The organism is Streptomyces sp. NEAU-174 (assembly GCF_052665095.1).
The window spans coordinates 206,896-232,982 of sequence record NZ_JBQTCE010000010.1 but is presented as its reverse complement, the minus strand read 5'-3'; the positions used below and the strand labels follow the sequence as shown (position 1 = coordinate 232,982).

The 26,087-nt window shown below is 70.5% G+C and carries 23 protein-coding genes, 1 tRNA gene and 1 pseudogene; 11 read left to right on the top strand and 14 right to left on the bottom strand.

All coding sequences use genetic code 11. The features are described from left to right. Positions 1-14: 14 nt before the first annotated feature. Positions 15-728: an SDR family oxidoreductase gene (locus ACT2CW_RS28120; protein WP_445518625.1), complete on the bottom strand. Its 714-nt coding sequence runs from the start codon at positions 726-728 to the stop codon at positions 15-17. 103 nt (positions 729-831) lie between these two features. On the opposite strand from ACT2CW_RS28120, the gene ACT2CW_RS28115 reads away from it, so the two are divergent. The 4 genes from ACT2CW_RS28115 to ACT2CW_RS28100 all read left to right on the top strand — a co-directional run bounded on the left by ACT2CW_RS28115 (position 832) and on the right by ACT2CW_RS28100 (position 3,843). After that, positions 832-1,671 carry a helix-turn-helix transcriptional regulator gene (locus tag ACT2CW_RS28115; RefSeq protein WP_164436372.1) on the top strand — a complete coding sequence of 280 codons (840 nt, stop codon included), beginning with the start codon at positions 832-834 and terminating at the stop codon, positions 1,669-1,671. A 674-nt stretch (positions 1,672-2,345) separates the two neighbouring features. Next, positions 2,346-2,504 carry a hypothetical protein gene (locus tag ACT2CW_RS28110; RefSeq protein ID WP_167396636.1) on the top strand — a complete coding sequence of 53 codons (159 nt, stop codon included), beginning with the start codon at positions 2,346-2,348 and terminating at the stop codon, positions 2,502-2,504. Further along, on the top strand, positions 2,501-3,049 hold the full coding sequence (locus ACT2CW_RS28105) for a sigma-70 family RNA polymerase sigma factor (protein WP_164436369.1): 549 nt from the start codon (positions 2,501-2,503) through the stop codon (positions 3,047-3,049). Before ACT2CW_RS28110 ends, ACT2CW_RS28105 begins: the two co-directional genes overlap by 4 nt. Then, positions 3,046-3,843 carry a hypothetical protein gene (locus ACT2CW_RS28100; protein ID WP_445518624.1) on the top strand — a complete coding sequence of 266 codons (798 nt, stop codon included), beginning with the start codon at positions 3,046-3,048 and terminating at the stop codon, positions 3,841-3,843. The genes ACT2CW_RS28105 and ACT2CW_RS28100 overlap by 4 nt, the downstream gene beginning before the upstream one ends. A gap of 109 nt (positions 3,844-3,952) precedes the next feature. On the opposite strand, the gene ACT2CW_RS28095 is transcribed toward ACT2CW_RS28100, so the two are convergent. From ACT2CW_RS28095 to ACT2CW_RS28070, 6 genes are all read right to left on the bottom strand, one after another. Next, positions 3,953-4,621: a potassium-transporting ATPase subunit C gene (locus tag ACT2CW_RS28095; protein ID WP_445518623.1), complete on the bottom strand. Its 669-nt coding sequence runs from the start codon at positions 4,619-4,621 to the stop codon at positions 3,953-3,955. 5 nt (positions 4,622-4,626) lie between these two features. Beyond that, entirely contained in the window at positions 4,627-6,762 is a 2,136-nt protein-coding gene (gene kdpB, locus ACT2CW_RS28090) for a potassium-transporting ATPase subunit KdpB (protein ID WP_445518622.1), read from the bottom strand. After that, on the bottom strand, positions 6,762-8,423 hold the full coding sequence (kdpA, locus tag ACT2CW_RS28085; protein ID WP_445518621.1) for a potassium-transporting ATPase subunit KdpA: 1,662 nt from the start codon (positions 8,421-8,423) through the stop codon (positions 6,762-6,764). The genes kdpB and kdpA overlap by 1 nt, the downstream gene beginning before the upstream one ends. 8 nt (positions 8,424-8,431) lie before the next feature. Continuing rightward, a complete protein-coding gene (kdpF, locus tag ACT2CW_RS28080) occupies positions 8,432-8,521 on the bottom strand; it encodes a K(+)-transporting ATPase subunit F (RefSeq protein ID WP_018566520.1) in 90 nt (29 codons plus the stop codon). Next, entirely contained in the window at positions 8,518-8,658 is a 141-nt protein-coding gene (locus ACT2CW_RS28075; RefSeq protein ID WP_182471070.1) for a hypothetical protein, read from the bottom strand. The genes kdpF and ACT2CW_RS28075 overlap by 4 nt, the downstream gene beginning before the upstream one ends. A gap of 267 nt (positions 8,659-8,925) precedes the next feature. Next, a complete protein-coding gene (locus ACT2CW_RS28070) occupies positions 8,926-9,543 on the bottom strand; it encodes a TetR/AcrR family transcriptional regulator (RefSeq protein WP_445518620.1) in 618 nt (205 codons plus the stop codon). A gap of 143 nt (positions 9,544-9,686) precedes the next feature. On the opposite strand from ACT2CW_RS28070, the gene ACT2CW_RS28065 reads away from it, so the two are divergent. The 3 genes and pseudogenes from ACT2CW_RS28065 to ACT2CW_RS28055 all read left to right on the top strand — a co-directional run bounded on the left by ACT2CW_RS28065 (position 9,687) and on the right by ACT2CW_RS28055 (position 13,140). Then, entirely contained in the window at positions 9,687-10,421 is a 735-nt protein-coding gene (locus ACT2CW_RS28065) for an SDR family NAD(P)-dependent oxidoreductase (protein ID WP_445518619.1), read from the top strand. Positions 10,422-10,454: 33 nt separating this feature from the next. Next, a pseudogene (locus tag ACT2CW_RS28060) lies at positions 10,455-10,607 on the top strand (NAD(P)-binding domain-containing protein); the annotation flags it as partial. 343 nt (positions 10,608-10,950) lie between these two features. Further along, the gene (locus tag ACT2CW_RS28055; RefSeq protein WP_445518618.1) at positions 10,951-13,140 is read left to right on the top strand and encodes a polysaccharide lyase family 8 super-sandwich domain-containing protein; all 2,190 of its coding nucleotides are present in this window, start codon (positions 10,951-10,953) and stop codon (positions 13,138-13,140) included. A 143-nt stretch (positions 13,141-13,283) separates the two neighbouring features. On the opposite strand, the gene ACT2CW_RS28050 is transcribed toward ACT2CW_RS28055, so the two are convergent. The 4 genes from ACT2CW_RS28050 to ACT2CW_RS28035 form a co-directional block, all read right to left on the bottom strand. Continuing rightward, positions 13,284-14,363 carry a glycoside hydrolase family 130 protein gene (locus tag ACT2CW_RS28050; RefSeq protein WP_445518617.1) on the bottom strand — a complete coding sequence of 360 codons (1,080 nt, stop codon included), beginning with the start codon at positions 14,361-14,363 and terminating at the stop codon, positions 13,284-13,286. Between the two features lie 2 nt (positions 14,364-14,365). Further along, on the bottom strand, positions 14,366-15,199 hold the full coding sequence (locus ACT2CW_RS28045) for a carbohydrate ABC transporter permease (protein WP_445518616.1): 834 nt from the start codon (positions 15,197-15,199) through the stop codon (positions 14,366-14,368). Between the two features lies 1 nt (position 15,200). Next, on the bottom strand, positions 15,201-16,103 hold the full coding sequence (locus ACT2CW_RS28040) for a carbohydrate ABC transporter permease (protein WP_445518615.1): 903 nt from the start codon (positions 16,101-16,103) through the stop codon (positions 15,201-15,203). Between the two features lie 128 nt (positions 16,104-16,231). Next, entirely contained in the window at positions 16,232-17,506 is a 1,275-nt protein-coding gene (locus ACT2CW_RS28035; RefSeq protein ID WP_445518614.1) for an extracellular solute-binding protein, read from the bottom strand. 303 nt (positions 17,507-17,809) lie between these two features. On the opposite strand from ACT2CW_RS28035, the gene ACT2CW_RS28030 reads away from it, so the two are divergent. Further along, positions 17,810-18,853: a LacI family DNA-binding transcriptional regulator gene (locus ACT2CW_RS28030; protein ID WP_164436345.1), complete on the top strand. Its 1,044-nt coding sequence runs from the start codon at positions 17,810-17,812 to the stop codon at positions 18,851-18,853. Between the two features lie 248 nt (positions 18,854-19,101). Here ACT2CW_RS28030 and ACT2CW_RS28025 read toward each other — a convergent pair. After that, positions 19,102-19,186 (bottom strand) — tRNA-Leu (locus tag ACT2CW_RS28025). Between the two features lie 242 nt (positions 19,187-19,428). Here ACT2CW_RS28025 and ACT2CW_RS28020 point away from each other — a divergent pair. Both ACT2CW_RS28020 and ACT2CW_RS28015 read left to right on the top strand, forming a co-directional pair. Beyond that, positions 19,429-20,766, top strand: a complete 1,338-nt coding sequence (locus tag ACT2CW_RS28020) for a M20/M25/M40 family metallo-hydrolase (protein ID WP_210947787.1) — start codon at positions 19,429-19,431, stop codon at positions 20,764-20,766. 363 nt (positions 20,767-21,129) lie between these two features. Then, the gene (locus ACT2CW_RS28015) at positions 21,130-22,020 is read left to right on the top strand and encodes a chaplin family protein (RefSeq protein ID WP_445518613.1); all 891 of its coding nucleotides are present in this window, start codon (positions 21,130-21,132) and stop codon (positions 22,018-22,020) included. A 180-nt stretch (positions 22,021-22,200) separates the two neighbouring features. Here ACT2CW_RS28015 and ACT2CW_RS28010 read toward each other — a convergent pair whose 3' ends face one another. Next, complete coding sequence (locus ACT2CW_RS28010; RefSeq protein WP_014059547.1) at positions 22,201-22,389, bottom strand: DUF5703 family protein; 189 nt, start codon at positions 22,387-22,389, stop codon at positions 22,201-22,203. A 47-nt stretch (positions 22,390-22,436) separates the two neighbouring features. On the opposite strand from ACT2CW_RS28010, the gene ACT2CW_RS28005 reads away from it, so the two are divergent. Next, positions 22,437-23,114, top strand: coding sequence for a hypothetical protein (locus tag ACT2CW_RS28005; protein ID WP_445518612.1), 678 nt, complete (start codon positions 22,437-22,439; stop codon positions 23,112-23,114). A gap of 354 nt (positions 23,115-23,468) precedes the next feature. On the opposite strand, the gene ACT2CW_RS28000 is transcribed toward ACT2CW_RS28005, so the two are convergent. Continuing rightward, the gene (locus ACT2CW_RS28000) at positions 23,469-25,895 is read right to left on the bottom strand and encodes a helix-hairpin-helix domain-containing protein (protein WP_445518744.1); all 2,427 of its coding nucleotides are present in this window, start codon (positions 25,893-25,895) and stop codon (positions 23,469-23,471) included. Positions 25,896-26,087 lie beyond the last annotated feature (192 nt).

Here is a 26,087-nt window from a genome sequence, read left to right as displayed (position 1 = left end):
AAAGGGAGGACCCGCTACCAGGGGAGGGTGCCCTCGATGTCGAAGTAGCCTCCCGTCGGGCCGTCCGGGCCCACCGTCGCCATACGGACGATGATCTCGGCGCCCTCCTCGACGGTCTGGTGACCGGTGTGCCCGTTGAGGTCCGTGGCGGTGTAGCCGGGCTCCACGGCGTTGATCCGCATCTCCGGGAACGCCTTCGCGTACTGCACGGTGACCATGTTGACCGTGGTCTTCGACGCCGGATAGGCGACCCCCGGGTAGGCGTGCGTGGGGGTGTGGGGGGTGGAGACCCGCTCCAGCGAGGCCAGCCCGCTGCTGACATTGACCACGACCGGGGCGGCGGACCGCCGCAGCAGTGGCAGGAAGGCATGGGTCACCCGCACCACGCCGAAGACGTTCGTCTCGAACACCTCCTTCATCATGTCGGCGGTGACCTCCGCGGCGCCGATCACCCCGCCGTCCGGCATCCGCGCCTCGATACCGGCGTTGTTGATCAGTACATCCAGTCCGCCGTCGGCCTCGACGGTCTTCGCGGCGGCGGCCACGGAGGCGTCATCGGTGACATCGAGGACGACCAGCCGCGCCCCCGCCCCCAGCTGCTCGGCGGCGCGGCGTCCGCGGTCGGCGTCCCGGCTGCCCAGATAGACGGTGTGGCCCGCGGCGATCAGTCGGCGGGCGGTCTCGAAGCCGAGACCCTTGTTCGCTCCGGTGATGAGTGTTGTCGTCATGCCGTCCAGGCTGCATCGGGGCCGCGCGGGCAGCCAGGTGCTCCGTCTTCCTGGGACCGCGGGTACCAGGCTCGTCCCCGGCCCGGGGTGCAGACTGGTGGCCATGGCGACCACGGAGTTCGGGCAGGCGGTACGGCGCTGGCGGGACCGGGTCCCCCCGGAGGCCGCCGGGCTGCCGGCCGGCGGGCAGCGGCGCGCGGCCGGGCTGCGCCGCGAGGAGCTGGCCCTGCTCGCCGGGATCTCCGTCGACTACGTCACCCGCCTCGAACAGGGCCGGGCGTCCCATCCCTCGACCCAGGTCGTCGAGGCCCTGGCCAGGGCCCTGCGGCTGTCGTCGGCCGAGCGCGCCCACCTCTTCCGGCTGGCCGGGCTCGCCCCACCCGGCCCGGAGACGGTCCCGGCGTACATCACCCCGAGCGTCCAGCGGCTGCTTGACCGGCTGACGGGGACGCCCGTGGCCGTGAGCGACGCGTCCTGGACGCTGCTCATGGCCAATCCGCCGTATGTGGCCCTGAGGGGCGATCCGTCCCGGTGGCGCGGCAACGAGCGCAACGGAGTCTGGCGCCACTTCGTCGGCGAGGACACCGGGTCCCGGCAGACCCATGAAGCCCGCACCGAGTTCCAGGCCGCCCTGGTCGCCGACCTCCGCACGGCCGCCGCCCGCTACCCGGCCGACCAGCGGCTGCGGCGGCTGGTCGCGGAACTGCGCGCGAACAGCGAGCGGTTCGCCGAGCTGTGGGACTCCGGCGCCGTCGGCCACCACGAGGCGTCGCGCAAGACCATCGACCATCCACGGGTGGGTCCGCTGACGCTGGACTGCGATGTGCTCACCGTGGCGGGCAGCGATCTGCGCATCGTGGTCTACACCGCCGAGCCCGAAACCGAGGACGCGGAACGCCTCGCCCTCCTCACGGTCCTCGGCACCCAGTCGCTCACCGGCTAGCGGAGCCCGTGGGCGCCGCCTGCGGCGGGCCGTTCCCCTCCCCGCCCCTTCCCACAACTGGGGCTCCGCCCCAGCCCCCGCCCGGTGAGCCGACCACGCCAACGACCGGCTCGTCGCCCCCTGGGGCCCAGGGGAAGTAAACCCGGGGCTCCGCCCCGAACCCCGGCCGGGCGGCCCGGATGCACGCGGGCGTCCGCCCGGTCTTCCGCCGCATCGCAGGTGGCGCGGTGGGTGTCCTGAGCCGGTGAGTTGATCGCGGCGGCGTTCGGCTTGTCGTCCCCTTGGGTCGAGGGGCGGAGCGGAACCGGGGGTCCGCTCCAGGCCCCGGCTGGGCGGTCCGGGCCGGGGTCCAGGGGCGGAGCCCATGGTTGTGGGAAGGGGCGGGGTAGGGGAAAGACCCCCGGGCACCCCATAACCCGCCGCTCGCGCCCAACGGCGCCAGCGCGGCGCGGGTGGTACGGGGTCGGTCGGTCGGCCCCGCACCAACCCCTGAATCTGGCGATGAGATTTTCATATTTGCGTAATTGGATCGCTGCGTTCCGTAAGATTTTAGGCTCATCCGATGCACGAACCGGCGTCGGTGCGCGCTATCTGAACAGAGGGCGCAACACCGCGCACTCGCGGGGCGTGTGGGGGCCACCCTCGTACGACGAACAGAAGGACAGCGAAGTCCGGTGAATCTTCAAACCGTGGTGAACGTCGTCACCGCCGTACTCGTCACCCGGGTATTCGGCAGTGACGCCATCGCCCTCCTGCGCCGCGCGGCCGCGATGGGAGTCCGCGTCGGCGTATCGGAACTGCATCGCAATAACCAGGAGGGAGGGGAGCGGTGACCAACGACTTCCCGCGCTCGCGCGAGATCACCTCGATGACCGCCCGACTCCCCGCCGACTTCCGCGCCTTCCACCAACTCCACCGGAAGGCGTACATCGACCGGGCCATGGTCTACCTCGGCAACCACGCGGACGCCGAAGAGGCCGTCGACGCCGCCTTCGAACAGCTCCTGCGCTGCTGGCCCAAGGTGCTGACCATGGAGAACCCGGCCGCCTACGCCTGGAAGGTGATGAAGAACCGGGTCATCGACCTCGCCCGGGCCCGCAACCGGGGCCCCGCCCTCCTGGACAACGCGACCTTCGAGACCGCGATCCTCAAGGACGCGGTCGACCCCATCGCCGCCCTGGAGGAGAGCCTGAACCTCTATCAGGCGATCAAGAAACTCCCCGAGCGCCAGCAGGACGTGGTCATCCTGCTCCACTGCCGCGGCTACAGCGTCGCCGAGACCGCCACCCACCTCGGCATCACCGAGGCCGGTGTGCGCTCCACCGCCCGCTACGCCCGCCGCCGTCTGCAACAACTCCTGGCCAAGGACAACCGATGACCTCACCCATTGACCGCATCCTCGCGCGGGCCCTGCTCAACCCCACTCCTCCCATCGACTTCGAGGCCGCCGAGGCCCGGCTCGCCGCCCGCCACGCCAACCCCGGCGGCGTCCCGCCCCAGGAGCGCCCCCCACAACAGGGCCCGGGGACCGCCGCGGCCGCCGGAGCCGCGGTGCCGGGCGCGGACGAGCGGATGGCGCAGGATCTGCACACCCTGTGCGAGGCGATCATCGCCCGGCCCGACGCCCTGACCCAGCTGCGGGACTTCCTCACCCGCCGCATCCTCGAACCGCCCGGCTCCCGGGTCCTGGGATGCGTACTCCAGCTGGCCGGGCACGAGGACCACGCCCAGTTCTGGTGGCAGTTCGCCGCCGGGGCCGGCGACCCCGCCGCCGCGTACTGCCTCTACCTCCACCACATGGCCCTCGGCGAGGACGGCCAGGCGCACGCATGGCTCGAGTGGTGGCACGAGCAGGCGGGCAACGACATCCCGCCGGTCACCGACACCGTGGAGGACTGGACCGCCACCGACCACGAGATGGCCGCCGCCCTGCGCATCCTGCACGGCCTGAAGAGAGGGCAAGAGGTCCCGCCCGCCACCAGGGCGGTCATCCACTACGTCGCCGAGGCCGTCGACTTCACCGACGACCCCGACATCGACCTCCCGCTGCCGGAGCCGGGGTTCGCCGACCGCATCGAGGACCTCACGACCACCAAGACCACCACGGACACCGCGCCCCCCGCCGACCGCGCCGTACTGCCGGAGCGGCCGCGCAGCGGTTCACCGGCGTAAGCGCGGCTCCGCGTAAGCGCGGCTCCGCCGCATGGCAGGGGCTTCGCCCCCGGACCCCGGGGTCCAGGGGCGAAGCCCCAGTCGGCACAACCCGCCGCAGGCGCGAACCTCAGCGCCGGGCCACCAGATCCCTGAGCGCCACGTTCAGCTCGAGGACGTTCACCCGCGGCTCGCCGATGAACCCCACCATGCGCCCCTCGGTCTTGTCCTTGACCAGCCTCTCCACCTGGCCGACGGACAGCCCGTTCCGCGCCGCGACCCGATGGACCTGGAGCTCCGCGTACCGCGGGGAGATGTCCGGGTCCAGACCCGAGCCGGAGGACGTCACCGCCTCGGCGGGGACCTGGGACGGCTTGACGGTGTAGCCGGGCACCGAGTTGTCCCTGACGACGGCTGCCTTGGCGTCCCGGACCTGCTGGAGGAGGTCCTTGCTGTCGGCGGAGAGGTTGGTGGCTCCGGACAGCAGCAGCTTGTACTGGGTGTTGACGCTGTTGCTGCCGAGGCCGTTCGCCGGGCGCCCCTGGAACCACTTCAGATCGGGGTCCGGGGTCTCCTGGCCCTTCTTCAGCGGCAGGTCGTACGACTGCCCGATCAGCGAGGAGCCGACGACCTTGCCGTGCGCCGTGATCTCGGAGCCGTTCGCCTTGTCGTGGAACAGCCCCTGGGCGACGCCGGTGACCAGCAGCGGGTAGATGACGCCCGTGACCAGGGTCAGCATCAGCAGGGCGCGCAGCCCGGCGCCGAACAGCCGGGCGGTGTTCGTGACGGTGTGGTTCATGGCGATCAGCCGATCCCGGGGATGAGGGAGATGAGGATGTCGATGATCTTGATGCCGATGAAGGGCGCGATCAGGCCGCCGAGACCGTAGATCCCGAGGTTGCGCCGCAGCATCCGGTCCGCGCTCATCGGCCGGTAGCGCACCCCCCGCAGGGCGAGCGGCACCAGCGCGACGATGATCAGCGCGTTGAAGATGACCGCGGACAGGATCGCCGAGTCCGGCGAGGACAGCTGCATGATGTTCAGCTTGTCCAGGCCCGGGTAGACCGCCGCGAACAGCGCCGGGATGATCGCGAAGTACTTCGCCACATCGTTGGCGATGGAGAAGGTGGTCAGCGCGCCCCGGGTGATCAGCAGCTGCTTGCCGATCTCCACGATCTCGATCAGCTTGGTCGGGTTGGAGTCGAGGTCGACCATGTTGCCGGCCTCCTTGGCGGCCGACGTCCCCGTGTTCATCGCCACCCCGACGTCCGCCTGCGCCAGCGCCGGGGCGTCGTTGGTGCCGTCACCGGTCATCGCGACCAGCTTGCCGCCCGCCTGCTCCCGCTTGATCAGGGCCATCTTGTCCTCGGGCGTGGCCTCGGCGAGGAAGTCGTCGACGCCCGCCTCCTCGGCTATCGCCTTGGCCGTCAGCGGGTTGTCACCCGTGATCATGACGGTCTTGATGCCCATGCGGCGCAGCTCGTCGAACCGCTCCCGCATGCCCTCCTTGACCACGTCCTTGAGGTGGATGACGCCCAACACCCGTGCCCCGTCGGCGTCTTCGACGGCGACCAGCAGCGGGGTGCCACCGGCCGCGGAGATCCGGTGGGCGAGCCCGTCCGCGTCCTCGGCGACCGTACCGCCGCGCTCCCGGACCCAGGCGATGACCGAACCAGCCGCCCCCTTGCGGATCTTCCGGCCGTCCACGTCCACGCCCGACATCCGGGTCTGCGCGGTGAACTCGATCCACTCGGCCCCCACCAGCTCGCCCTGGTGACGCTCGCGCAGCCCGTACTTCTCCTTCGCCAGGACGACGACGGACCGGCCCTCGGGGGTCTCGTCGGCCAGCGAGGACAGCTGGGCGGCGTCGGCGACCTCGGCCTCGGTGGTGCCGCGCACCGGCGCGAACTCCGCCGCCTGCCGGTTGCCCAGGGTGATGGTGCCGGTCTTGTCCAGCAGCAGCGTGGAGACATCACCGGCGGCCTCGACCGCCCGGCCCGACATCGCCAGCACATTGCGCTGGACGAGGCGGTCCATGCCCGCGATGCCGATCGCGGAGAGCAGCGCGCCGATCGTCGTCGGGATCAGACAGACCAGCAGCGCCACCAGCACCACCATCGTCAGATGCGTGCCCGCGTACTCCGCGAACGGCGGCAGTGTGGCGCAGGCGAGCAGGAAGACGATGGTCAGCGAGGCGAGCAGGATGTTCAGCGCGATCTCGTTGGGCGTCTTCTGCCGTGCGGCGCCCTCCACCAGGTTGATCATCCGGTCGATGAAGGTCTCGCCGGGCTTGGTGGTGATCCTGATGACGATGCGGTCGGAGAGCACCTTCGTACCGCCGGTCACGGCCGAACGGTCGCCACCGGACTCGCGGATGACCGGCGCCGACTCGCCGGTGATGGCCGACTCGTCCACCGAGGCGACGCCCTCGACGACATCGCCGTCGCCGGGGATGACATCGCCGGCCTCGCAGACCACCAGGTCACCGATGGTCAGCCCGGTGCCGGGGATCCGCTCCTCCGCGCCGTCCCCCAGCAGCCGCCGCGCGACGGTGTCGGTCTTGGCCTTGCGCAGGGTGTCGGCCTGCGCCTTGCCACGGCCCTCGGCGACCGCCTCCGCCAGATTGGCGAAGATCACGGTCAGCCACAGCCAGGCGCTGATCGCCCAGCCGAACCAGTCGCCCGGGTCAGTGAAGGAGAACGCGGTGGTCAGTACGGACCCGACCAGCACGACGAACATCACGGGCGACTTCACCATCACCCGCGGATCCAGCTTGCGGAAGGCGTCCGGCAGCGACCGCAGCAGCTGCTGGGGATCGAAGAGGCCCGCGCCGACACGGTCCTCGGCCGAGGTGTGCCCGGAGGGAACGCCGCTGTGCGGCGCCCTGGTCGGAGTGGCAGTGGACATGGAGTCCTCGTATTTTTCTCTCTGGGTGGTCATCACGCCAGCCCCTCGGCCAGCGGCCCCAGCGCCAGCGCCGGGAAGTACGTCAGACCGGTGATGATCAGGATCGCGCCCACCAGCAACCCGGTGAACAGCGGCTTCTCGGTGCGCAGCGTGCCCGCGGTGGCCGGGACCGGCCGCTGCCCGGCGAGCGAGCCCGCGAGCGCCAGCACGAAGACCATGGGCACGAAGCGGCCGAGCAGCATCGCGAGCCCGGTGGTGGTGTTGTACCAGTCGGTGTTCGCGTTCAGGCCGGCGAAGGCCGAGCCGTTGTTGTTCGAGGCGGAGGTGAAGGCATACAGCACCTCGGAGAAGCCGTGCGCGCCGGAGCCCCGCATCGAGTTCGGCGGCGTCGGCAGGGCCATGGAGGCGGCGGTGAAGACCAGGACCAGCGCCGGGGTGACCAGGATGTAGCAGGCCGCCAGCTTGATCTCGCGGGGACCGATCTTCTTGCCCAGATACTCGGGCGTACGGCCGACCATCAGCCCGGCGATGAACACCGCGATGATCGCCATGATCAGCATCCCGTAGAGGCCGGAGCCCACCCCGCCGGGCGCGATCTCGCCCAGCATCATGCCGAGCATGGTGATGCCGCCGCCCAGGCCGGTGAAGGAGGAGTGGAAGGAGTCCACCGCTCCGGTCGAGGTGAGCGTGGTCGACACCCCGAAGAGCGCCGAGCCGCCGACCCCGAAGCGGGTCTCCTTGCCCTCCATCGCGCCACCGGCTGCCTGGAGCGCCGGGCCGTGGTGGGCGAACTCGGTCCACATCATCAGGGCCACGAAGCCGACCCAGATGGTGACCATGGTCGCCAGGATCGCGTAGCCCTGCTTGACCGAGCCGACCATGACGCCGAAGGTGCGGGTCAGCGCCAGCGGGATGACCAGGATCAGGAAGATCTCGAAGAGGTTGGTGAACGGGGTCGGGTTCTCGAACGGGTGGGCGCTGTTGGCGTTGAAGTAGCCGCCGCCGTTGGTGCCCAGCTCCTTGATGGCCTCCTGCGAGGCCACGGCGCCGCCGTTCCACGCTTGCGAGCCGCCCATGAACTGGCCGACCTCGTGAATGCCGGAGAAGTTCTGGATCGCCCCGCAGGCGACCAGCACCACGGCGGCGACTGCCGCCACCGGCACCAGGACGCGGACCGTGCCGCGCACCAGATCGGCCCAGAAGTTCCCGAGCTCACCGGTGCGCGAGCGCGCGAAGCCGCGCACCAGCGCCACCGCGACGGCCATGCCCACCGCCGCCGACACGAAGTTCTGCACGGCCAGACCGGCGGTCTGCACGACGTGGCCCATGGCCTGCTCGCCCGCGTACGACTGCCAGTTGGTGTTCGTCACGAAGGACGCGGCCGTGTCGAACGCCTGCGCGGGCTCGATCGAGGAGAACCCCAGCGAGCCGGGCAGGCCGCCCTGGAGCCGCTGCAACAGATAGAGGAAGAGCACCCCGGCCGCCGAGAAGGCCAGCACCCCGCGCAGATACGCGGTCCAGCGCATCTCGGTGTCGGGGTTGGCACCGATGCCCTTGTAGATCCACTTCTCCACGCGTAGATGCTTCTCGGAGGAGTAGACCCTGGCCATGTAGTTGCCGAGGGGGACGTAGGCGAGCGCCAGCGCCCCCATGAGGGCGAGCAGCTGGAGCACGCCGGCGAGTACGGGACTCATGCTTGTTCTCAGAACCTCTCCGGGAAGATCAGGGCGAGGACGAGATAGCCCAGCAGGGCGACGGCCACGATCAGGCCGACGACGTTTTCGGCGGTCACAGCTTCGTCACCCCTTTGGCGACAAAGGCCACCAGCGCGAACACCGCGATGGTGACGACGACGAAGGCCACATCGGCCATCGCGAGCTCCTGGAAAGAGGTCGGGGGAGATCCGCGAACAGCGGATCGAATGGACAACGCAAGAAGGAAACCCCGACCCATGGCCGGATCCGACCGCCGTTGACGGGTCCCATACGGCGATCGACGCGCCTTTGACGCGCCTCTTACGGGCGCTGCGACGAGGGGTGGCGGCGACGGGCGCCACCACCTCCGGGAAACACGAAGTGCCGGCCGAGATGAGACTCGGCCGGCACTCTCATGGAGCCCGTGGGCTGTCGGTATGGGGGTCGGCGGACGGCTGACGCGCGGGCGTACCCGATCCGGACATGCCCTGCCGTCTCGGTCCTAGCGGCCGGCGGCCGGGATCTCCCGTCGCCGGTCGTCGCCGGCTGTGGCGGGGATGGCGTTGTCGATGAGGACCGCGGCGATGGCGGCGGCGGTGGGGAAGGCGTCGGCGTTGAGGACCCGGGTGCGGGCCGCGGCGCCGTCGATGAGCAGCGCGAGCTGCTCGCCGAGCTGTTCGGGGTCGGCGGCGCCGGCTTCGCGGGCGGTCTCGGCGAGCCGCGCGGCGACGGCCTTCTTGTAGTCGCGTGCGTACTGGGATGCCGGGTGCTCGGGGTCGTGGAGCTCGACGGCGGCGCCGATGTAGGGGCACAGGGGGGTGGTGGCGGGGACGTCGAAGGCGGCGAGGAGCCGTTCGCGGGGCGTGAGGTCGGTGCGGTCGAACACGCCGGACAGAACGGAGGGGTCGAACCGGCGCAGGTACTCGGCGACGAGTTCGTCCTTGCTGGTGAAGTGCTGGTAGGCCGTGCGCTTGGACACCTGGGCCACCGCGCAGAGCTGGTCCATGCCGGTGGGGTTGATGCCCTGCTCGCGGAACAGTTGCCGGGACGCGCTGAGGATGCGTTCGCGGGCGCCCCGGCCGCGGCGGCGGCCCTTGGGGCCCTTCTCCAACTCCGTCATGGCCCCATGGTACCGCAGCTGGGTAACGACCGGTGTACATAGTTTGCGCGCCGGCTGCCCGCCCGTACCGTAAGCACACAGGGCGGTGTACATAACGCCGTCACCCCAGGTGCGCACGGCACCACCGACCCAAGGGAGCGACTATGGGAAAGCTCGACGGCAAGGTAGCGGTCATCACCGGCGGCACCAGCGGCATGGCACTGGCCGGCGCCAAGCTGTTCGTCGACGAGGGAGCGCACGTCTTCATCACCGGCCGCCGCCAGGACGCCCTGGACGAGGCCGTGCAGCAGATCGGCCGCAATGTCACCGGCGTCCAGGGCGACGCCGCCGACCTGGCCGACCTGGACCGCCTGTACGACACCGTCAAGCGGGAGAAGGGAAGCCTCGACGTGCTGTGGGCCAGCGCCGGCATGGGCGAGCCCGCCCCGCTCGGCGAGATCACCGAGGCCCACTTCCACGCCGCGTTCTGGCTCAACGCCCGCGGCACCCTGTTCACCGTCCAGAAGGCCCTCCCGCTCTTCAACGACGGCGGCTCCATCCTCATGACCGGCTCCAACGCCTCCCTCGGCGCCTTCCCCGGCTGGAGCGTCTACGCCGGCAGCAAGGCCGTCCACCAGGCCTGGGCCCGCGTCTGGCTCAACGAGCTCAAGGACCGCCGCATCCGCGTCAACGTCCTGACCCCCGGCCAGGTCGCCACCGCCAAGCAGGAGGAACTCTTCGACGAGGCCACCAAGTGCCAGTTCGAGTCCCTCATCCCCCGCGGCCAGATGGGCCGCCCCGACGAGATCGCCACCGCCGCCCTCTTCCTCGCCTCCGACGACTCCAGCTACGTCAACGGCATGGAACTCGTCGCCGACGGCGGCATCACCGCCATCTGAACCGAGCGACGCACAACCAGGACAGGACATCTCATGAGCAACATCAGCATCATCGGCACCGGAAACATGGCCCGCACCATCGGCGCGCGGGCGATAACGGGCGGCAACGCCGTCGAGATCATGGGCCGCGATCAGTCCAAGGCCGCTGACCTGGCCAAGGCTCTCGGCGGCGGCGCCAACCACGGGGTGGGGAACTTGGACTTCGCGCTCAGCGTCACCGAACTTCCCGGCTGAGCAAAGAGAACTCCCCGCCCGGACCGACCCGAGCGGGGAGTTCGCCCGCCGGAAAACCACCTGAATCACTGGTATTGCCCCTAGGGGGCCGAAGCCGCCCCCGCCCCCCGGCGTCGCGACTGTTGACGTACCCAGGCCGTAGCCGGTAACTGTTGACGAGTCGCCTTCAAACCGGTTTAGAAATCGGTGCCCCAAGCCGAAGCCGTGACCGAATCAGCACCCGGAAGACCTCGTCGACCGACGCACGCCCCCACGGCAGCGTTGTCGGGATCTGGGCGCGCCCAAAGGAGTCCGCATGACGGAAAACGGAGTCGTCCCCCTGCCCGATCGACGTCGCGTCCTACTCGGGGGCCTCGGAATCACCGCCGGTGTCGCCGGGCTGACGCTGTCGGTGCCGGCTCTCGCGCGGGCTGCGGAGGCCGGTGGGAGTCGAGCGGTCACGGATGACATTCAGCTCATCATCGAACGCCTGCAACAGCGGTTCCTTGCGCAGGGCGACCAGGTGAGGATCGCCAATGGCATCTTCCTCGCCCGTACGTCCGAGGCCCTGACCTATGTCGAGTCCCTGCGCGCCGACGGCTCGTGGCCCAATGTGGACTACGACGACACCACGAGTTCCGCCAACGGTCGGGTCTGGTCGCCCTATCACGCGCTGTACCGCATGATCGCAATGGCTCATGCCTACCGTGACCCGGATGCCGCGGGCTACGGCAAACCGGAGCTGATCGAGGCCCTGAACCGTGCGTTTCTCTACTGGGACAGTGTCAAACCGACCAGCACGAACTGGTGGGAAGTCGAGATCGGCAAGTCGATGGCCATGGGCCGGGTGTCGATCTTCGTCGGCGACGAACTCAGCGCCGAGGCGCGGGAGGTGACCTACGCGCACAACACCGGCCGCCTGGACCCGGCCGGGGCGAACGGCTCCTGGAGGACCGAGAACTACCTCTATGAGGCCGTCGCGAAGCACGCGACCGCCGACATCGAGCAGGGTTACGCCACCATGTCGCAGACGGTCGCCGTCGACAGCAGCGGTAAGGTCACCGAGGCCGTGCAGGTGGACTCGTCCTTCTGGGCACATGGGGCGCAGCTCTACAGCGAGGGCTACGGCATGGCCCTGTTCACCATCGTCGCGGCCTGGGCCGATGTCGCGCGCGGCACCAGCTTCGCCTTCTCGCCCGAGAATATCGACGCCATCGCCTTCTACATCCTCGACGGGACCCGCTGGCTGATCCGCGGGGAGATCGGGATGATGTACCTCGGGTACCGTCCCCCCAATACCATCGATGGCATTACGAGTTACGCGGCCGACTTCCTCGAGCCGCTCGACCGGATGGTGCGGGCCGATGAGACGAACTCGGCGGCGTATCAGCGACTTGCCGACAATATCCGCGGGAAGATCCGGGAGAACGGCGTCACCGGGCATAAGTACTTCTGGCGCTCGGAGTTCTCCTCACATCTGCGGGACGAGTATGGAATCTTCACCAGGATCAATTCCCCTCGCATGAAGGGCAGCGAGTACCGCTCGACCTTCCGGCCCGAAGTCGGCAACGAGATCGACTGGAATGCGGCGGGAGCCACCTCGATCCAGGTCACGAACCGGGAATACGATGACCTCGTACCCGCCTTCGACTGGTTCCACTACCCGGGTGTCACCGCGCCTTACACCAAGGTGACGACGCAGTCGAGTCCCTCCAACCGCGGCAGCTTCACCGGCGGCGTCTCCGACGGGCGTTACGGGGCAAGCGTCTTCACCCTCGACCGGTTCTCGACGACGGGGCGCAAGAGCTACTTCTACTTCGACGATGAGATGGTCGCGCTCGGCGCCGGGATCAGTTCCACCTCGCAGCACGCCGTCCATACGACCGTCAATCAGGGAGCGGCCCGGCCCAATGCCTCCGTCGGCGGCAAGGCCGTACGCCCGGGGGCCGATTCAGCTGCCACCGGCGCCTCTTGGGCGTACAACGACGAGATCGGCTATGTCTTCCCGGAGGGTGGGCCGTTGAAGGTCTCGAACAAGGAGCAGACCGGGAGCTGGCTCGACCGTGATCCAGTGAAGCGGAACGCCTTTACCCTCTTCTTCGACCACGGCACCACCCCGGACGGAGCCAAATACGCCTACGTCCTCCTTCCCGGCGCGACACCCGAAAAGGTCCGCTCCTATGCGGCCAAGCCGGTCGTCAAGATCCTGCGCAACGACGAGCAGGTCCAGGCAGTCCGCCATCCGCGGCTGCGGCTGACGATGGCGACCTTCCATGCCGCGGGCTCCCTCGACCTGGGATCAGGCCGCACGCTGCGGGTCGATCAGCCCGCCATCATCATGCTCGACGAGGACGGCAGCTCCGCCGTGGTGAGCGTGGCCAACCCCGACCAGCCCGGCCTGACGGTCTCCGTCACCCTTGCCGCCCCCGGCCGCACCCGTCGTGCCGGCTTCCCGCTGGGCACCGGCCCGAACCTCGGCAAGACGGTGACGCAGCCCCTCAGGTGACGCGAAGCGCAGACATGAACCGCCCGCTGGCCTGTCTGTCCAGCTCTTCCACGTTTCGGCTCCGGTCGGGCCCACCCGAGCCCCGGCCCAACAGCCCGCGCCACACCCGCAGCGGTGAAGTACCGGTTCACAGGTCAGAGGCGTCAGTCCGCGGTCCGCTCCAGAGCGGCTACGCCGATCGCGCTGTCCGCCATCCCGTAGAACACATAGACGGTCCCCGCGATGCGCTCGATCGCAGTCGGGAAGACAACGTTGCCAAGCGTTCCTACCGTCTCCTCGCGGGTCTCCGGAGACAGCCACGGCTCCTGCGAGCGCGCCAGCACCCGCGCCGGATCGTCCGGGTCCAGCAGCATGCCCCCGGCCCGGTAGACGGCGCCATGGCTGAGCTCAAAGCCCCTCGCGACCGGACCGGTCACACCGTGGTGGACGAGCAGCCAGCCCTCGGGCACCCGCAGTGGCGGCGGACCCGCACCGATCTTCGCCGCCTCGAACGGCATCTCCGGAGCGGCCACCGGAGCGGAGTGCCGCAGCGAGGTCAGCGCCGAAAGATCGCGGCGGGCCGCCTCGGCGTCTACGTACGCGATCCAGATCGACGGGCGGCCGTCGGCCACCCCGGCCGGGACCGGGGCGCCCTCGCCCGGGCGCAGCCAGTCCAGGTCCCACATCGGCCGGTGCAGCATCGCAAAGCTCGCACGGCCGTCGGGGCCGGGCACGATCTCGGGGAAGAAGACAAGGTCCTTATTGGGGAAGAAGTTCAAGTCGGTGGACAAGTGCGACTGATACGTAAAATGCAGTGGGCCCAGACGGCGCCAGCTGATCGTGTCCGTGGAGACGGCCAACGCGGGCCGCGGGCCGAGCGGACCGTAGGCGACGTATGTCATGACGTGCACGCCCAGGTCGGGGATGAAGGTGATGCGGGGATCCTCCACGCCGGCATTGTGTGCACCCCGCTCGAAGCCTTCGTCCGGGGACAGCACCACGCCCTGGCGCTCGACGCCGACCGGTACGCCGTCTTCGATCACGACACGGGCGCGGCCGATCCGGGAGACATTGCCTGCCGCGACCATGCGGGGGAAGAGATAGAGCTCGCCGTCGGGTCCCCAGGCGGTGGCCGGATTGAGGACGCCCTCGGTCTCCAGGGGGTCGGCGGGGTCGGCGTTCATGAGCACGCCGACCCGGTTCAGTGCAAACGGGAGCGCGCTTTCGGTGTTGAGCCGGGTCATACCTAGCCTTTGATCGCGGATCCGAGGTTGGCGGAGGTGAAGTGGCGCTGGAAGAGCAGAAAGAGGACGACGGCCGGCACCGCCAGCACGCAGGCACCGGCGAGCACAGCGCCCATGGGGTTGGCCTGGGAGGTGGAATTGGCCTGCGAGAAGTTCGCCAGGCTGACCGCGAGGGGCTGCATCCCCTGGTCCTTGGTCACCAGGAACGGCCAGAGGAACTCGTTCCACGGGCCGATGAAGGTCACCAGCATGGCTGTGAGAATCGCCGGGCGCACCAGTGGCACCGCCACGGAGCGCAGGATGCGCAGCTCACTGGCTCCGTCCATACGCGCCGCGTCGAAGATCTCGCGCGGGATCTGGAGAAAGTACTGGCGGAAAATGAGCACGGCGACGGAGTTGATGGCGAACGGCAGGATCATTCCGGCGTAGCTGTCGGCGAGGCCGAAGTAACGCACCACCATCACGTACAGCGGGATCATCAGCAGCTGGAACGGGATCGCCTGGACCAGCAGGACGAGCGCGAACACCAGGCCACGGCCGCGGAAGCGCAGGATCGCCAGGGCGTAGCCGGCCAGCAGGCCGAAGACCAGCGTGCAGACCACCACCCCGACCGTCATGATCAGCGAGTTGGCCAGGGCGCCCAGCAGGCTGAACGAGTCGTCGATACCGGCGAGGTTGTCCAGGGTCAGGTTGCTCGGCTTCGGCAGCAGGCCGCCGAGGCCGGTGTCGCGCTTCTTCTGTAGCGCCCCGATGAGCATGTAGTAGAACGGCAGCAGCGCGGCGATGGCGCCGAGGCCGAGCGCGGCGTGGCGCAGGATGCGCAAGGTGCGGGCCATATCAGTCCCTCTCCATGACGCGCCGGGCGACGGTCGCGATGATGAGCACGCCGGTGACGAGAATCAGTCCGATGGCGGCCGCGGCATCCGGCTCGCCCTGCTCGATGCCCCGCTGGTACACCAGCAGCGCGGGGGTGAGCGAGGCGCCGCTCGGGCCGCCGCCGGTGAGCAGGAACGGCTCGGTGAAGATCTGCCCGGACGTGATGATCGACAGCAGGATGACGAGCGAGGTGACGGGCCGGACGGCCGGCAGGGTGACGGCCCGGAACGCCTGCCAGCGCCCGGCTCCGTCGGTCAGTGCCGCCTCGTGGAGCTCCTTGGGCACGTTCTGTAGCGCGGCGAGGTAGAGCAGGATGTAGAACCCGAGCTGCTTCCAGGTGACGTAGACGGCGATGAGCGGCATCACCAGGTGCTTGTTCGCCAGCCAGGACGGGTCCGGGGCCCAGGGGCCGAGGACGTTGTTGACGGCACCGGAGCCATTGAACAGAAACAGCCAGACCGCCAGCGTGGCGACCGAGGCCGTCACGTACGGCACGTAGTACGCCACCCGGAAGAAGCCGCGCCAGTGAGTCGCGGCGTTCAGTGCCGACGCCAGCACGAGCGCCAGGACCACGGTCAGCGGAATGTTGATCGCCATGAACAACCCGAGGTTGGCGAAGGCGCGCTGGGTCTTCTCCTCTCCGAGGACCTCGGTGAAGTTGTCGAACCCGACGAACGGGTGCGGCACGGAGACGCCGGGCGCGGTGAAGAAGTAGTCGTGGAAGGCCATCCATACGCCGACCCCGAACGGGATGATGAACACGACCAGGACGTAGGCGGTGTACGGCGCGGTCAGGACGAGCCCGAGCGGGCTGTTGCCCAGCCAACGCTCGAGCCGCGAGGCGCCGGGCCGGCGACCCGGCATACGGCGTTCGGGTCCGGCTGCCGGCGGTGTGTGCCGGGTCGATGGCCGGGGACGCCGGCCGCGGGGCGGATCACCTGCGGCCTGAGTCCCATCGCGGCTGTCGCGGAGTGATTTCATGGTGTGCCTCGTCAGCCGACGATCTGGTCGTCGATCTGTTGCGCGGCCTTGTCAAAGGTCGACTTCACATCGCCCTTCCCGGGCAGCACCGCGTCTTCCCAGGCTGTGCGGAACGTCTTCCACACCTCGGTCGAACCAGCGATGTTCGGCACGTCCACCGCCCGCGGCACCGCGTCGGCGAAGGGCTGGTAGAAGGGATTGTCCTTGAGATAGCCGCCCGCGACGGCGGCCACGTCACTGCGGGTGGGGAACTGTCCCGTCTCCTCCAGCAGTGCCGCGTCGTTCTTCGCGCTCATCGAGAACTTGGTGAATTCCCAGGCGGTCTGCTTGTGCTTGCACGAGGTGAACAGGCCGACGTTCTTGGAGTCCGCGAACGTCGATGTCTTGTCTGCCGGTATCCCCGCGGCCGTGGGCAGCGGCACCACGCCGTACTTCACCTTGCCGTCGAACTGCCCCTTGCCCCACGGCCCGGCGATGCCCATGGCGGCCACCCCGTCGGCGAACGGGCCCGCCCACATGTCGCCGCTGTACGCCTCCGGGGACGAGTAGCCGTTGGCATACATCTGCTGCCAGAGGCCGAGGGTCTGCCGTCCGGCCTGGGAAGTGAAGGTGGCCTTCTTGTCTTTCACCAGTTGCTTGCCACCGGAGTTGGCCAGGTACAGCGGATAGAAGTCGAACAGCGCATTGGTGTAGTCACTGGTCGCCGGCGGATACAAGGTGAACTTCGCCGCCTTGCTGCTCTTGATCTTCTTCGCCGCCGCCAGCACATCGTCGTACGTGCTCAGCTTCGGATTCTCGGCATCCAGACCGGCCTTTTTGAAGACGTCCTTGTTGTAATAGAGCATGAACGGGTTGGTTTTCCACGGCACTTGATACAACTTGCCGTCCGGGGAACGGAAGCCGCCCACGGCACCGCCGGAGCGCTTCTTGATGAAGGACTCGGCATCGCCGAAGGTGTCCGAGAGATTCACCAGACCGCCCTGCTTCTGGAATGCGGCGACCGCCGCCGGAGCGGTGTTGTAGACGAGGCACGGGGTGTTGCCCGCGGTGATCGCGGCCCCGATGACGTCTTCGGTGGACTTGCCCGACGGCACCGCCTTGGCGGTGACCTTCTCCTTGGGGTGCTCGGCGTTCCAGGCAGACACTGTGGCCTTGGCCCAGGCTTGCTCCTGCTCATTCGTCGAGTACCAGATGTCGATCGGTCCCGAGGTCGGCTTGCCGCCGCCGGCGTCGCCCGAACCGCAGGCGGACAATGGCAGGACAAGCGCCGCGGCGGCGGCCAGCACCGTAACGCGCGGAAAACGCCTCATTGTGCCCAACTCCCTTCCATGCGGGTGAATGAGGGTCCGAAGCGACTCCCCTCCTATCGCCGCCGACCCGCCCCGCCAGAATGATCACCGCGGGGTTACGAGCGTCATCAAACCGGTTTAATATCTAAGCGTCAAGGACGGGTGCGAAACGTTTCGGTAACCTGGTGGCGCAGAACTGCGCCACCCGGGAGCCGTACGTCCCGAATCAGTGGAAGGCGAGGCGGTATGGTGCGGGGCCAGGGCAAAGCGGGTGGATCGGCGGGCGGTTCCCGCCAGGCGATGCCTCCGCCGTCACGCCGGGGCGGGGGCAGTCGGCCGACGATCGGTGATGTCGCCGCACTGGCCCAGGTCTCCAAGGCGACGGTCTCCTTCGTCATCAACGACCGCCCCGGGGTCAGCCCGCAGGCGCGCCAGCGGGTCCTGGACGCGATCGACCAGCTGGGCTGGCAGCCCAACGCCGGCGCCCGGGCGCTCTCCACCAAGCGGTCCCAGACCCTCGGTCTGGTGATGCGCCGGCCGCCGGAGCTGCTGAGTACCGACCCGTTCTTCCCGCAGTTCGTCGCCGGCATCGAGACCGGCCTGGCGCCGCTCGGCTACGCGCTCGTGCTACAAGTCGTCCCCGACGAGGAAACCGAACGGCAGGCGTATGAGCGGCTGGCCCGTGACGGTCGGGTCGACGGCGTGTTCCTCACCGATCTGCGCACCGACGACCCGCGGCCGGCGCTCGTGACGGAGCTGGGTATCAGCGCCCTGATCGTCGGACCACCGCACCACGGCGGCCAGGTGCCGGCCCTCGGGGTCGACGACGGCAGCGGGGTGCGGCGTGCGGTCAGCCATCTGCGCTCACTCGGCCACCGGTGGATCGGACACGTCTGCGGCGCCGCGGGGTTTGTGCACACCGAGGCCCGGTGCGACGCCTGGCGCGGTGCGCTGGCGGATGCCGACCTGCCCGAGATCCCGCCCGTGGCCGCGGACTTCACCGGCGCGGCCGGCGCCCGGGCCACGCATCAGCTGCTGGACCTGGACCGTCCACCGACCGCCATCGTGTACGCCAACGACCTGATGGCCATCGCCGGGATCACCGCCGCGACCAGCCGCGGGCTGCGGGTCCCCGAGGACCTGTCGGTGGTGGGCTTCGACGACATCCCGCTGGCCGACTGCATCGCGCCACCGCTGACGACGGTGCGCCAGGATGTGCTGACCTGGGGTCGCGCCGCCGCACAGGCGCTGGTTTCGCTCACCGAGGGAAGAGAGTTCCAGGCTGCCGAGCTCCCGCCAGTGGAATTCGTGGTGCGGGCGAGCACCGCGCCGCCGCGGAGCTGAGTGTGGAGCCGTGAGCGGGGGCGGGCGCAGGCTCTCAGCTTCGGCCGACCGGTCCCGTCGACGTACGGCACTGCGAAGCAGGCGCCGACCCCGCCCTCGTCACACAGTGGATCGCCGAGACCCAGACCCGCCGGGTCGGACCGGCTCACCTACGTCCCGGCCCAAGCGATGGTACGTGCCGAGATCACGCTCGACCCGAAGAATGAAAAATCCCCACGGTCGGCGAACAACCGTGGGGAACTGGTACGTGTCCGAGGGGGGACTTGAACCCCCACGCCCGATAAAGGGCACTAGCACCTCAAGCTAGCGCGTCTGCCATTCCGCCACCCGGACCAGGTGTCTGCCGGTCGGCCCGTGGCCGTTCCGACAGGGAAAACCATAGCAAACATCGGGGCGTGCTCGATCACGGCCGGTCGTGCCCCGGAGTGGCCGGGTGAGTGGGCTGTGTGACGGGAGCATGACGGCGGCATTGCCGCCTTGGGCTGGGCGGGCGAGCGGAGGAGTATGGGCGGGTGACCCCTGTCGCGGGGGCCGTGGCAGGGCGTTCCGTGGCAGCGCAACGACGAGGAGGCATCGTGAGTGAGTCGCTTTCGGGCGCGACGACGACCGGGACGGTCAAGGGCGAGGACGAGGTGGTCGACCTCTGCCGTGACCTGATCCGGATCGACACCAGTAACTATGGCGACCACTCCGGCCCCGGTGAGCGCGCGGCCGCCGAGTACGTCGCGGAGAAGCTGGCCGAGGTGGGGCTCGAGCCCAAGATCTTCGAGTCGCACAAGGGCAGGGCGTCGACCGTGGCGCGGATCGAGGGGGAGGATCCGTCCCGGCCCGCGCTGCTCATCCACGGCCACACCGACGTCGTACCGGCCAACGCCGAGGACTGGACCCACCACCCCTTCTCCGGCGAGATCGTGGACGACTGCGTCTGGGGCCGGGGCGCGGTGGACATGAAGGACATGGACGCGATGACGCTCGCGGTCGTCCGGGAGCGGCTGCGCAGCGGCCGCAAGCCCCCGCGCGACATCGTGCTGGCCTTCCTCGCCGATGAGGAGGCGGGCGGGGTCTACGGGGCCAAGCACCTGGTCAACAACCACCCCGAGCTCTTCGAGGGCGTGACGGAGGCGATCGGCGAGGTCGGCGGCTTCTCCTTCACCGTCAACGAGCAGCTGCGGCTGTATCTGATCGAGACCGCCCAGAAGGGCATGCACTGGATGCGGCTCACGGTGGACGGCACCGCGGGTCACGGCTCGATGACCAACAACGACAATGCCATCACCGAGCTGACCGAGGCGGTCGGGCGGCTCGGGCGGCACAAGTTCCCGGTGCGGGTCACCAAGACCGTACGGTCCTTCCTGGACGAGCTGTCCGACGCCCTCGGCACCCCGCTCGACCCGGAGAACATGGACGAGACGCTCGCCAAGCTGGGCGGCATCGCGAAGATCATCGGGGCCACGCTCCAGAACACCGCCGCCCCGACCATGCTCAGCGCGGGCTACAAGGTCAACGTCATCCCGGGGCAGGCCACGGCGCATGTGGACGGGCGCTTCCTGCCGGGGTTCGAGGAGGAGTTCCTGGCCGACCTCGACCGCATCCTCGGCCCGCGGGTCAAGCGGGAGGACGTGCACGCGGACAAGGCGCTGGAGACCACTTTCGACGGGGCGCTGGTGGACGCCATGCAGTCGGCGCTGAAGGCCGAGGACCCGATCGCCCGCGCCGTGCCGTACTGCCTCTCGGGCGGTACGGACGCGAAGTCCTTCGACGACCTCGGCATCCGCTGCTTCGGCTTCGCGCCGCTGCGGCTGCCCCCGGAGCTGGACTTCGCCGGGATGTTCCACGGGGTCGACGAGCGGGTGCCGGTGGACGGGCTGAAGTTCGGTGTGCGGGTGCTGGACCGGTTCCTGGACGCCTGCTGAGGGCCTGCCCGAGGGGACTGCCGGGTCCGCCGAAGGGCTGACCCGATCGGCCTAATCGATCACACATACCGAAGGGACCAAAAAGGGTGAATGGTGTCGTAGCTTGATAGCTTGATTGCTCCTTCCTCGTTACATGGTGTGTGCGGCTCGTAACCGGGCCGCGATGCCGACGAGGGGGTGGTGCTGTGCCCCGCCTTCGGCGACTACCGCATCGATCACGTGACATCGGGTCACGGTCCACCGGGGTGTGATCCCGGGCGGTCTCGGAGTGTGCGCGCTCCGGGGCCGCTCGGGGATGGGGGTGCGGGCGAGATCGCCCGCGCGCACTCCGTCCGGGACGGAAGGCTAGGGGAGCAGAAAGTTATGCGACAGGTTGCGAAAAAGGGCCTGATCACCGTAGCCGCGGCCAGCGGCGTTCTCGCCGTGACCGGCGGCTATGCCCACGCGGCGGGGTCGGGCGCCGACGGTGGCGCCGCGTACTCGCCGGGCATCGTCTCGGGCAACAACATCCAGGTCCCGGCGCATGTGCCGGTGAACCTGTGCGGAAACACGGTCAGCGTCGTCGGTGTCCTCAACGGCGCGGGCGGGGGGCAGTGCGGCGACCGGAGCGGCGGCGGCTCGGGCGGCTCGTCCGGCGGTGGCGGCTCCCAGTCCGGCGGCTCGCAGGCGCAGGGCAGCAGCAGCGACTCATCGGGCATCGGCTCCGGCAACAACATCCAGGCCCCGATCGGCGTCCCGGTCAATGTGTGCGGGAACAACATCAGCGCGGTCGGGTACGGGAACAGCAGCGACGGCGGCGAGTGCGGGGAGACGGTGCCGGCGGTGCCGGAGAACCCAGGGGAGCCGGGGGAGCCGGGGGAGCCTGGCAATCCGGGTAACCCTGGCAATCCGGGGAACCCCGGGAACCCGGGCAATCCGGGGAACCCGGGGAATCCTGGCAACCCTGGGAACCCGGGGAATCCCGGAAACCCTGGTAACCCGGGTCAGCCTGGGAACCCGGGCAACCCCGGTAACCCGAGCAACCCGGGGGGCTCGAACCCCGGTGGTGGCTCGGAGCAGCCCGGGGACTCCCCGCAGGGCCACCAGGCCGAGCACGCGGGCGCCCATGGCCTCGACCCGTCCGCGAACCTCGGCAGCAAGGAGCAGCTCGCGCACACCGGTGCGGGCCCCGTCGAACTGGCCATTCCGGCCGCCGCGGGCATGCTGCTCGCGGGCACGGTGCTCTACCGCCGGGCCCGCGCCGCGCAGCCCTGATCACACCTCGCGCTGATGGGTGCTGACGGGTGCCGGGCGGTGTGCCCACCGCACCACACACCGTGCACCGCACCTCACACGCCGCGCATCACCCACCGGATCCCGTACGCCGGGTGACAGTGGCGTCACTCCGGGCGGGCCCCGCATCAAGTGGGGCCCGCCCGGTCATGCCCCGGCCCGCTACCAGGTCGCCCGTAGCTGGCGGATGATCCGGCGCCGCAATCGCACTCTGCGGCTGCCGTCGGGGTTGAGTCTCAAGCGATCCAACTCCCAGTGTCCGTACTCGGCATGGTCGGTGAGCAGGCGGGTAGTGGCCTTGCGGGAAACACCCCGCGGCACATACACATCACAGAATTCGTATTCCGGCATCGCATCTATTGTGCGGGAACTGCCCTGCTACGGATAGCGTCTGCACTATGTCTGATGCTGCGCAGCCATCCGCTGCCGAGGTACGTGCCGCCGCTGAAGCGGTGAAAGCCGCACTGGATCGTCACCTCGACGCCGTCGAACGTCGGTCGGGGGAAGGCGATCCGGCCGTCTACGCCGCGTTCAACGAACTGGCCGCGGCAGCCGAGGTCTACGACGAGCTGCTCTATGACGCCTACGACGAGGTGACGCCCTTCGAGATCCCTGGTGACGACCGCCTCCCCGCCTACACCGGGCCGGAGGAGCCGAGCGCGCTGAGCGTGCTGATCCGCAGGGACTACGTCGTCGCCGAACCGCAGCGACTGCTCTCGCAGGCGCAGCGGATCGCCGACCTGGATCCGGACATCGACACGGGGAACGACAAGCAGGGCGGGGCGGCCGCCGGGGAGAGCGTGCACACCGCCCTGGGGGTGGTCTTCGGCGAGTTCGAGCCGGACGAGATCGCCTCTCGGCACAAGGAGTTCGGCCTGGAGGAGGGTGACTCCACGCTCTGGGTGGTGGCGGCCGAGGAGCCCCCGGAGCCGGGGGAGTGGCTCTCCGCCCCCTTCGATCAGGCGGATCCGCATATGGTCGTGTGCCGCTTCGACATGAGCTCGGTCTTCGACGAGGAGCTCGAGGACGAGGACGAGGACGAGGACGACCTGGAGGTCCTGGAGCCGGGCAGCTGAGGTCGGGGGTCCGGGGCTGCTTGGCCCGGGGGCCGTTTGCCTTCGGACCGCTCGGCTCCGGACCAGCCGGTCCCGGACCGCTCGGTCCGGGACCGCTTCGCGGCCCGGGGCCACTTCGCAGTGGGCGGCTCGGTTCCCGGCCGCGTGGCTCGGGGCTGCTCGGTTCCCGGCCGCGTGGCTCGGGGCTGCTCGGTTCCGGGCCGCGTGGCTCGGGCTGCTCGGTTTCGGGTCTCTTGGGACCGCACTGCCCGGCTCCGGGCATCCGGTCCGGGATCCCCGGCCCCGGATCGTCTGACCGCGAGGCCGGGTGATCCGGGGGCTGGTCGCGGGGCGGGGCCCGGCGCGGGCCGTCGGTCAGCCGGTGGGCGCGGGTGGGACCTGGGCCTGGAGGAGGGCTCGCAGGCGGGTGGTGCGGTCCTTGAAGGGGGTTTCCGCCACCGCTCGCGGCAGCGCCGCATCCGCGCCGTGGACCACGGACAGATGGCGCTCACCGCGGCCGAAGGCCGTGTAGACCCAGGCCCGGGTCAGCCCCGCCGTGGCGTCGCCCGGCAGCACCACCACGGCGGCGGGCCAGCGCGCTCCCGCCGCTTGGTGCGCGGTGAGGGCCCAGCCGTGCCGCACCAGCTCGCCGACCTCCTCGCGCGCCACCACGACCGGTGTGCCCGCGCAGTCCAGACGCAGCCCCTCGGCGTCGGCCGAGACCACGGTGCCCGGCACCGTACGGCCCGGGGCCGGGGTGTACGCCACGCGGTCACCCGGGTCGAAGCCGCCGAACCGGCCGGGGCCGGGGTTGAGGCGCTCCTTCAGGGCCGCGTTGAGCGCGCGGGTGCCGGCCGCGCCGCCGTGGCCCGGGGTGATCACCTGGGTCTGCTCCGGCGGGACGCCGATCGCACGGGGCACCGAGTCGGCGACGAGCTGCACGGTGCGGTGCACCGCCTCGCCCGCGTCCCGCACAGGCACGATCACGACCTCCTTGCCGGGCGCCTCCACCTGGTTGAGCTCGCCGATCCCGATGCCCGAGACCAGCTCGCCGATGGGGCCCGGGTCGGGGGTGCGGGAGACGACCTGCGGGCAGCGGCGGGCCGCCACCAGATCCGCGAAGACCCGGCCGGGACCGGCCGACCACAGCACCCCCGGGTCCCCGTTCAGCACCAGACGGGCGCCGTCCGGCAGCGACTCGACCAGCATCGCGGCCGTCTCCACATCGAGCTGCGGGGCGTCCAGGACGACGAGCAGATCGAGCGCCAGAGCGCCCTCCTCGTCGCGTCCGGGGCCCTCGGCGTCGGCCAGCAGCCCGGCGACCGTGACGGCTGCGGAGGCGGCCGCCGGGGCCTCGTCCGGGCCCGCGGCGTCCGGACCGGCGCCCGGGGCCTCGCTCAGCGCGGCGGCCAGCCGCCGCCTGCCGTCCTCGGTGTGCGTGGCGGCGTAGGCCCGCAGGCCCATCGCGCGGGCGGCGGCGACCAGCGCCGCCGGTTCGGCGCGCGCCGCCTCGCCACCGCTGTGGGCGACCAGGCCGTGGGCCGCGACGGTACGGATGAGCTCCGCGGCGGAGGCGGAGGTCGCGGCGGCGGCCGCGCTCTCCCACTCGGCGCCGCCCACCGGCGCCTCGCCGTCCTGTGCGGGGGCGAAGGTGCTCGCCAGCCGGGCGAGACCGTCGGCCAGGCTCTCCTCCGCCAGGGCATAGCGGTCCAGCCCCAGCAGCACCCGCACCGGCTGCTCGGCGTCCTCGTCCTCGGCCGCCCGGGGCCGGGCCCCCGCCGGGGCGTCGAGCGCGTCCTGGAAGACCAGCACCGCGCCGTCCGCGATCGCGGTGCGCAGCGCCTCGTCCGGGTCCGGCACGGACGCCTTGGCGAGCGCGTCGCGCAGCGCGGACGACTCCAGCGCGGTGTGCCCCTCGAGGGCGGCGCGCTCCAGCAGCCATCCGGTGAGCGCCAGCGCGCGGCGCTCGTCACCGGGCTCGCAGGCCGGGCCGAGGAGGGAGCGGGCGAAGCCGTCCGCCTGGTCGGGGCGTACGCCGGGCACGGCCAGCAGCTGCCAGGGGTCCTCGCGCAGCGCCTCGGCGGCGTGCTCCCCGAGCGTTTCGGCGACCTTCCCGGCCAGGGCCTCGGGGGCGCCGCCCGCCGCGAGTACCTCCCGGACGTCGCCACTGCCGGGGACCTCGCCCCCCGGCCCGCGCGCCGGGCGGGCCGACGCCGGACGTACGGGAGCGGGCGCGGAGGCGGGCGCCGGCGCATGGGCCCGCTCACGGGGGGCTGCGGGTGCGGCGGGCGCCGCCGGACGCGCTGCCGGGGCGTCGTTGAAGAACGACGCCGCCGACCGCTCACCGCTCTCCACGGCCCGCACGGCGGCGGCCAACGCCTCAGCCGCCGCCGACCGCCGCCCCTTGCCACCACCGCCGGAGCTTTCCGCGCCGCCGCCGGATGAGTCCTGCCCGGCGGATCCGGAAGCGCCATCCCCCGCGCCCGCGTCACCGCTCGCCCCGGCGCCGCGCCCGGCCGGCCCCGGGCTTGACGCGCCGTGCCCGGCGGGAGGCTGCTCTCGGTCGGCGCCCTCGGCCTGAGGGCTCGCCCCGGCACCGCCGGACCCGCCCTGCCCGGCGGGGGTGGGAGCACCTGCTCCCGCGCCATCGCCCGCCCCGTCCGGCCCTGGCGCTTCCGCGTCCCCGGCCCCGGAACCCTGGCCCGCCCCTGAACCGCCGGACGGGCCCTGCCCAGCGGATGGGCCCTGCCCAGTGGACGGGCCCTGCTCAGTGGACGGGCCCTGCTCAGCGGATGGGGCCAGCCCCCCACCCGTTGCGGGCCCGTCGGCCCCGCCTGCTGCCGGGGGCTGTTCGCCGTCGGTGCCCTGGGCGCCGTGGGAGCTCGCTCCGGAGGCGGCGGCCCCTGCCTCGTCGGCCCCGCCCCGGCCGGCGGATTCCGCAGGTCCGGCGGCCGCGGCCGCCCTCGCGTCGTTCTGGTCCGCCCCCGCCGGGCC

Coding starts and splice junctions, on each gene's coding strand:
- ACT2CW_RS28120 (WP_445518625.1), bottom strand. CDS start 728: ATGACGACAACACTCATCACCGGAGCGAACAAGGGTCTCGGCTTCGAG.
- ACT2CW_RS28115 (WP_164436372.1), top strand. CDS start 832: ATGGCGACCACGGAGTTCGGGCAGGCGGTACGGCGCTGGCGGGACCGG.
- ACT2CW_RS28100 (WP_445518624.1), top strand. CDS start 3,046: ATGACCTCACCCATTGACCGCATCCTCGCGCGGGCCCTGCTCAACCCC.
- ACT2CW_RS28095 (WP_445518623.1), bottom strand. CDS start 4,621: ATGAACCACACCGTCACGAACACCGCCCGGCTGTTCGGCGCCGGGCTG.
- kdpB (WP_445518622.1), bottom strand. CDS start 6,762: ATGACCACCCAGAGAGAAAAATACGAGGACTCCATGTCCACTGCCACT.
- kdpA (WP_445518621.1), bottom strand. CDS start 8,423: ATGAGTCCCGTACTCGCCGGCGTGCTCCAGCTGCTCGCCCTCATGGGG.
- ACT2CW_RS28070 (WP_445518620.1), bottom strand. CDS start 9,543: ATGACGGAGTTGGAGAAGGGCCCCAAGGGCCGCCGCCGCGGCCGGGGC.
- ACT2CW_RS28065 (WP_445518619.1), top strand. CDS start 9,687: ATGGGAAAGCTCGACGGCAAGGTAGCGGTCATCACCGGCGGCACCAGC.
- ACT2CW_RS28055 (WP_445518618.1), top strand. CDS start 10,951: ATGACGGAAAACGGAGTCGTCCCCCTGCCCGATCGACGTCGCGTCCTA.
- ACT2CW_RS28050 (WP_445518617.1), bottom strand. CDS start 14,363: ATGACCCGGCTCAACACCGAAAGCGCGCTCCCGTTTGCACTGAACCGG.
- ACT2CW_RS28045 (WP_445518616.1), bottom strand. CDS start 15,199: ATGGCCCGCACCTTGCGCATCCTGCGCCACGCCGCGCTCGGCCTCGGC.
- ACT2CW_RS28040 (WP_445518615.1), bottom strand. CDS start 16,103: ATGCCGGGTCGCCGGCCCGGCGCCTCGCGGCTCGAGCGTTGGCTGGGC.
- ACT2CW_RS28030 (WP_164436345.1), top strand. CDS start 17,810: ATGCCTCCGCCGTCACGCCGGGGCGGGGGCAGTCGGCCGACGATCGGT.
- ACT2CW_RS28015 (WP_445518613.1), top strand. CDS start 21,130: ATGCGACAGGTTGCGAAAAAGGGCCTGATCACCGTAGCCGCGGCCAGC.
- ACT2CW_RS28010 (WP_014059547.1), bottom strand. CDS start 22,389: ATGCCGGAATACGAATTCTGTGATGTGTATGTGCCGCGGGGTGTTTCC.
- ACT2CW_RS28005 (WP_445518612.1), top strand. CDS start 22,437: ATGTCTGATGCTGCGCAGCCATCCGCTGCCGAGGTACGTGCCGCCGCT.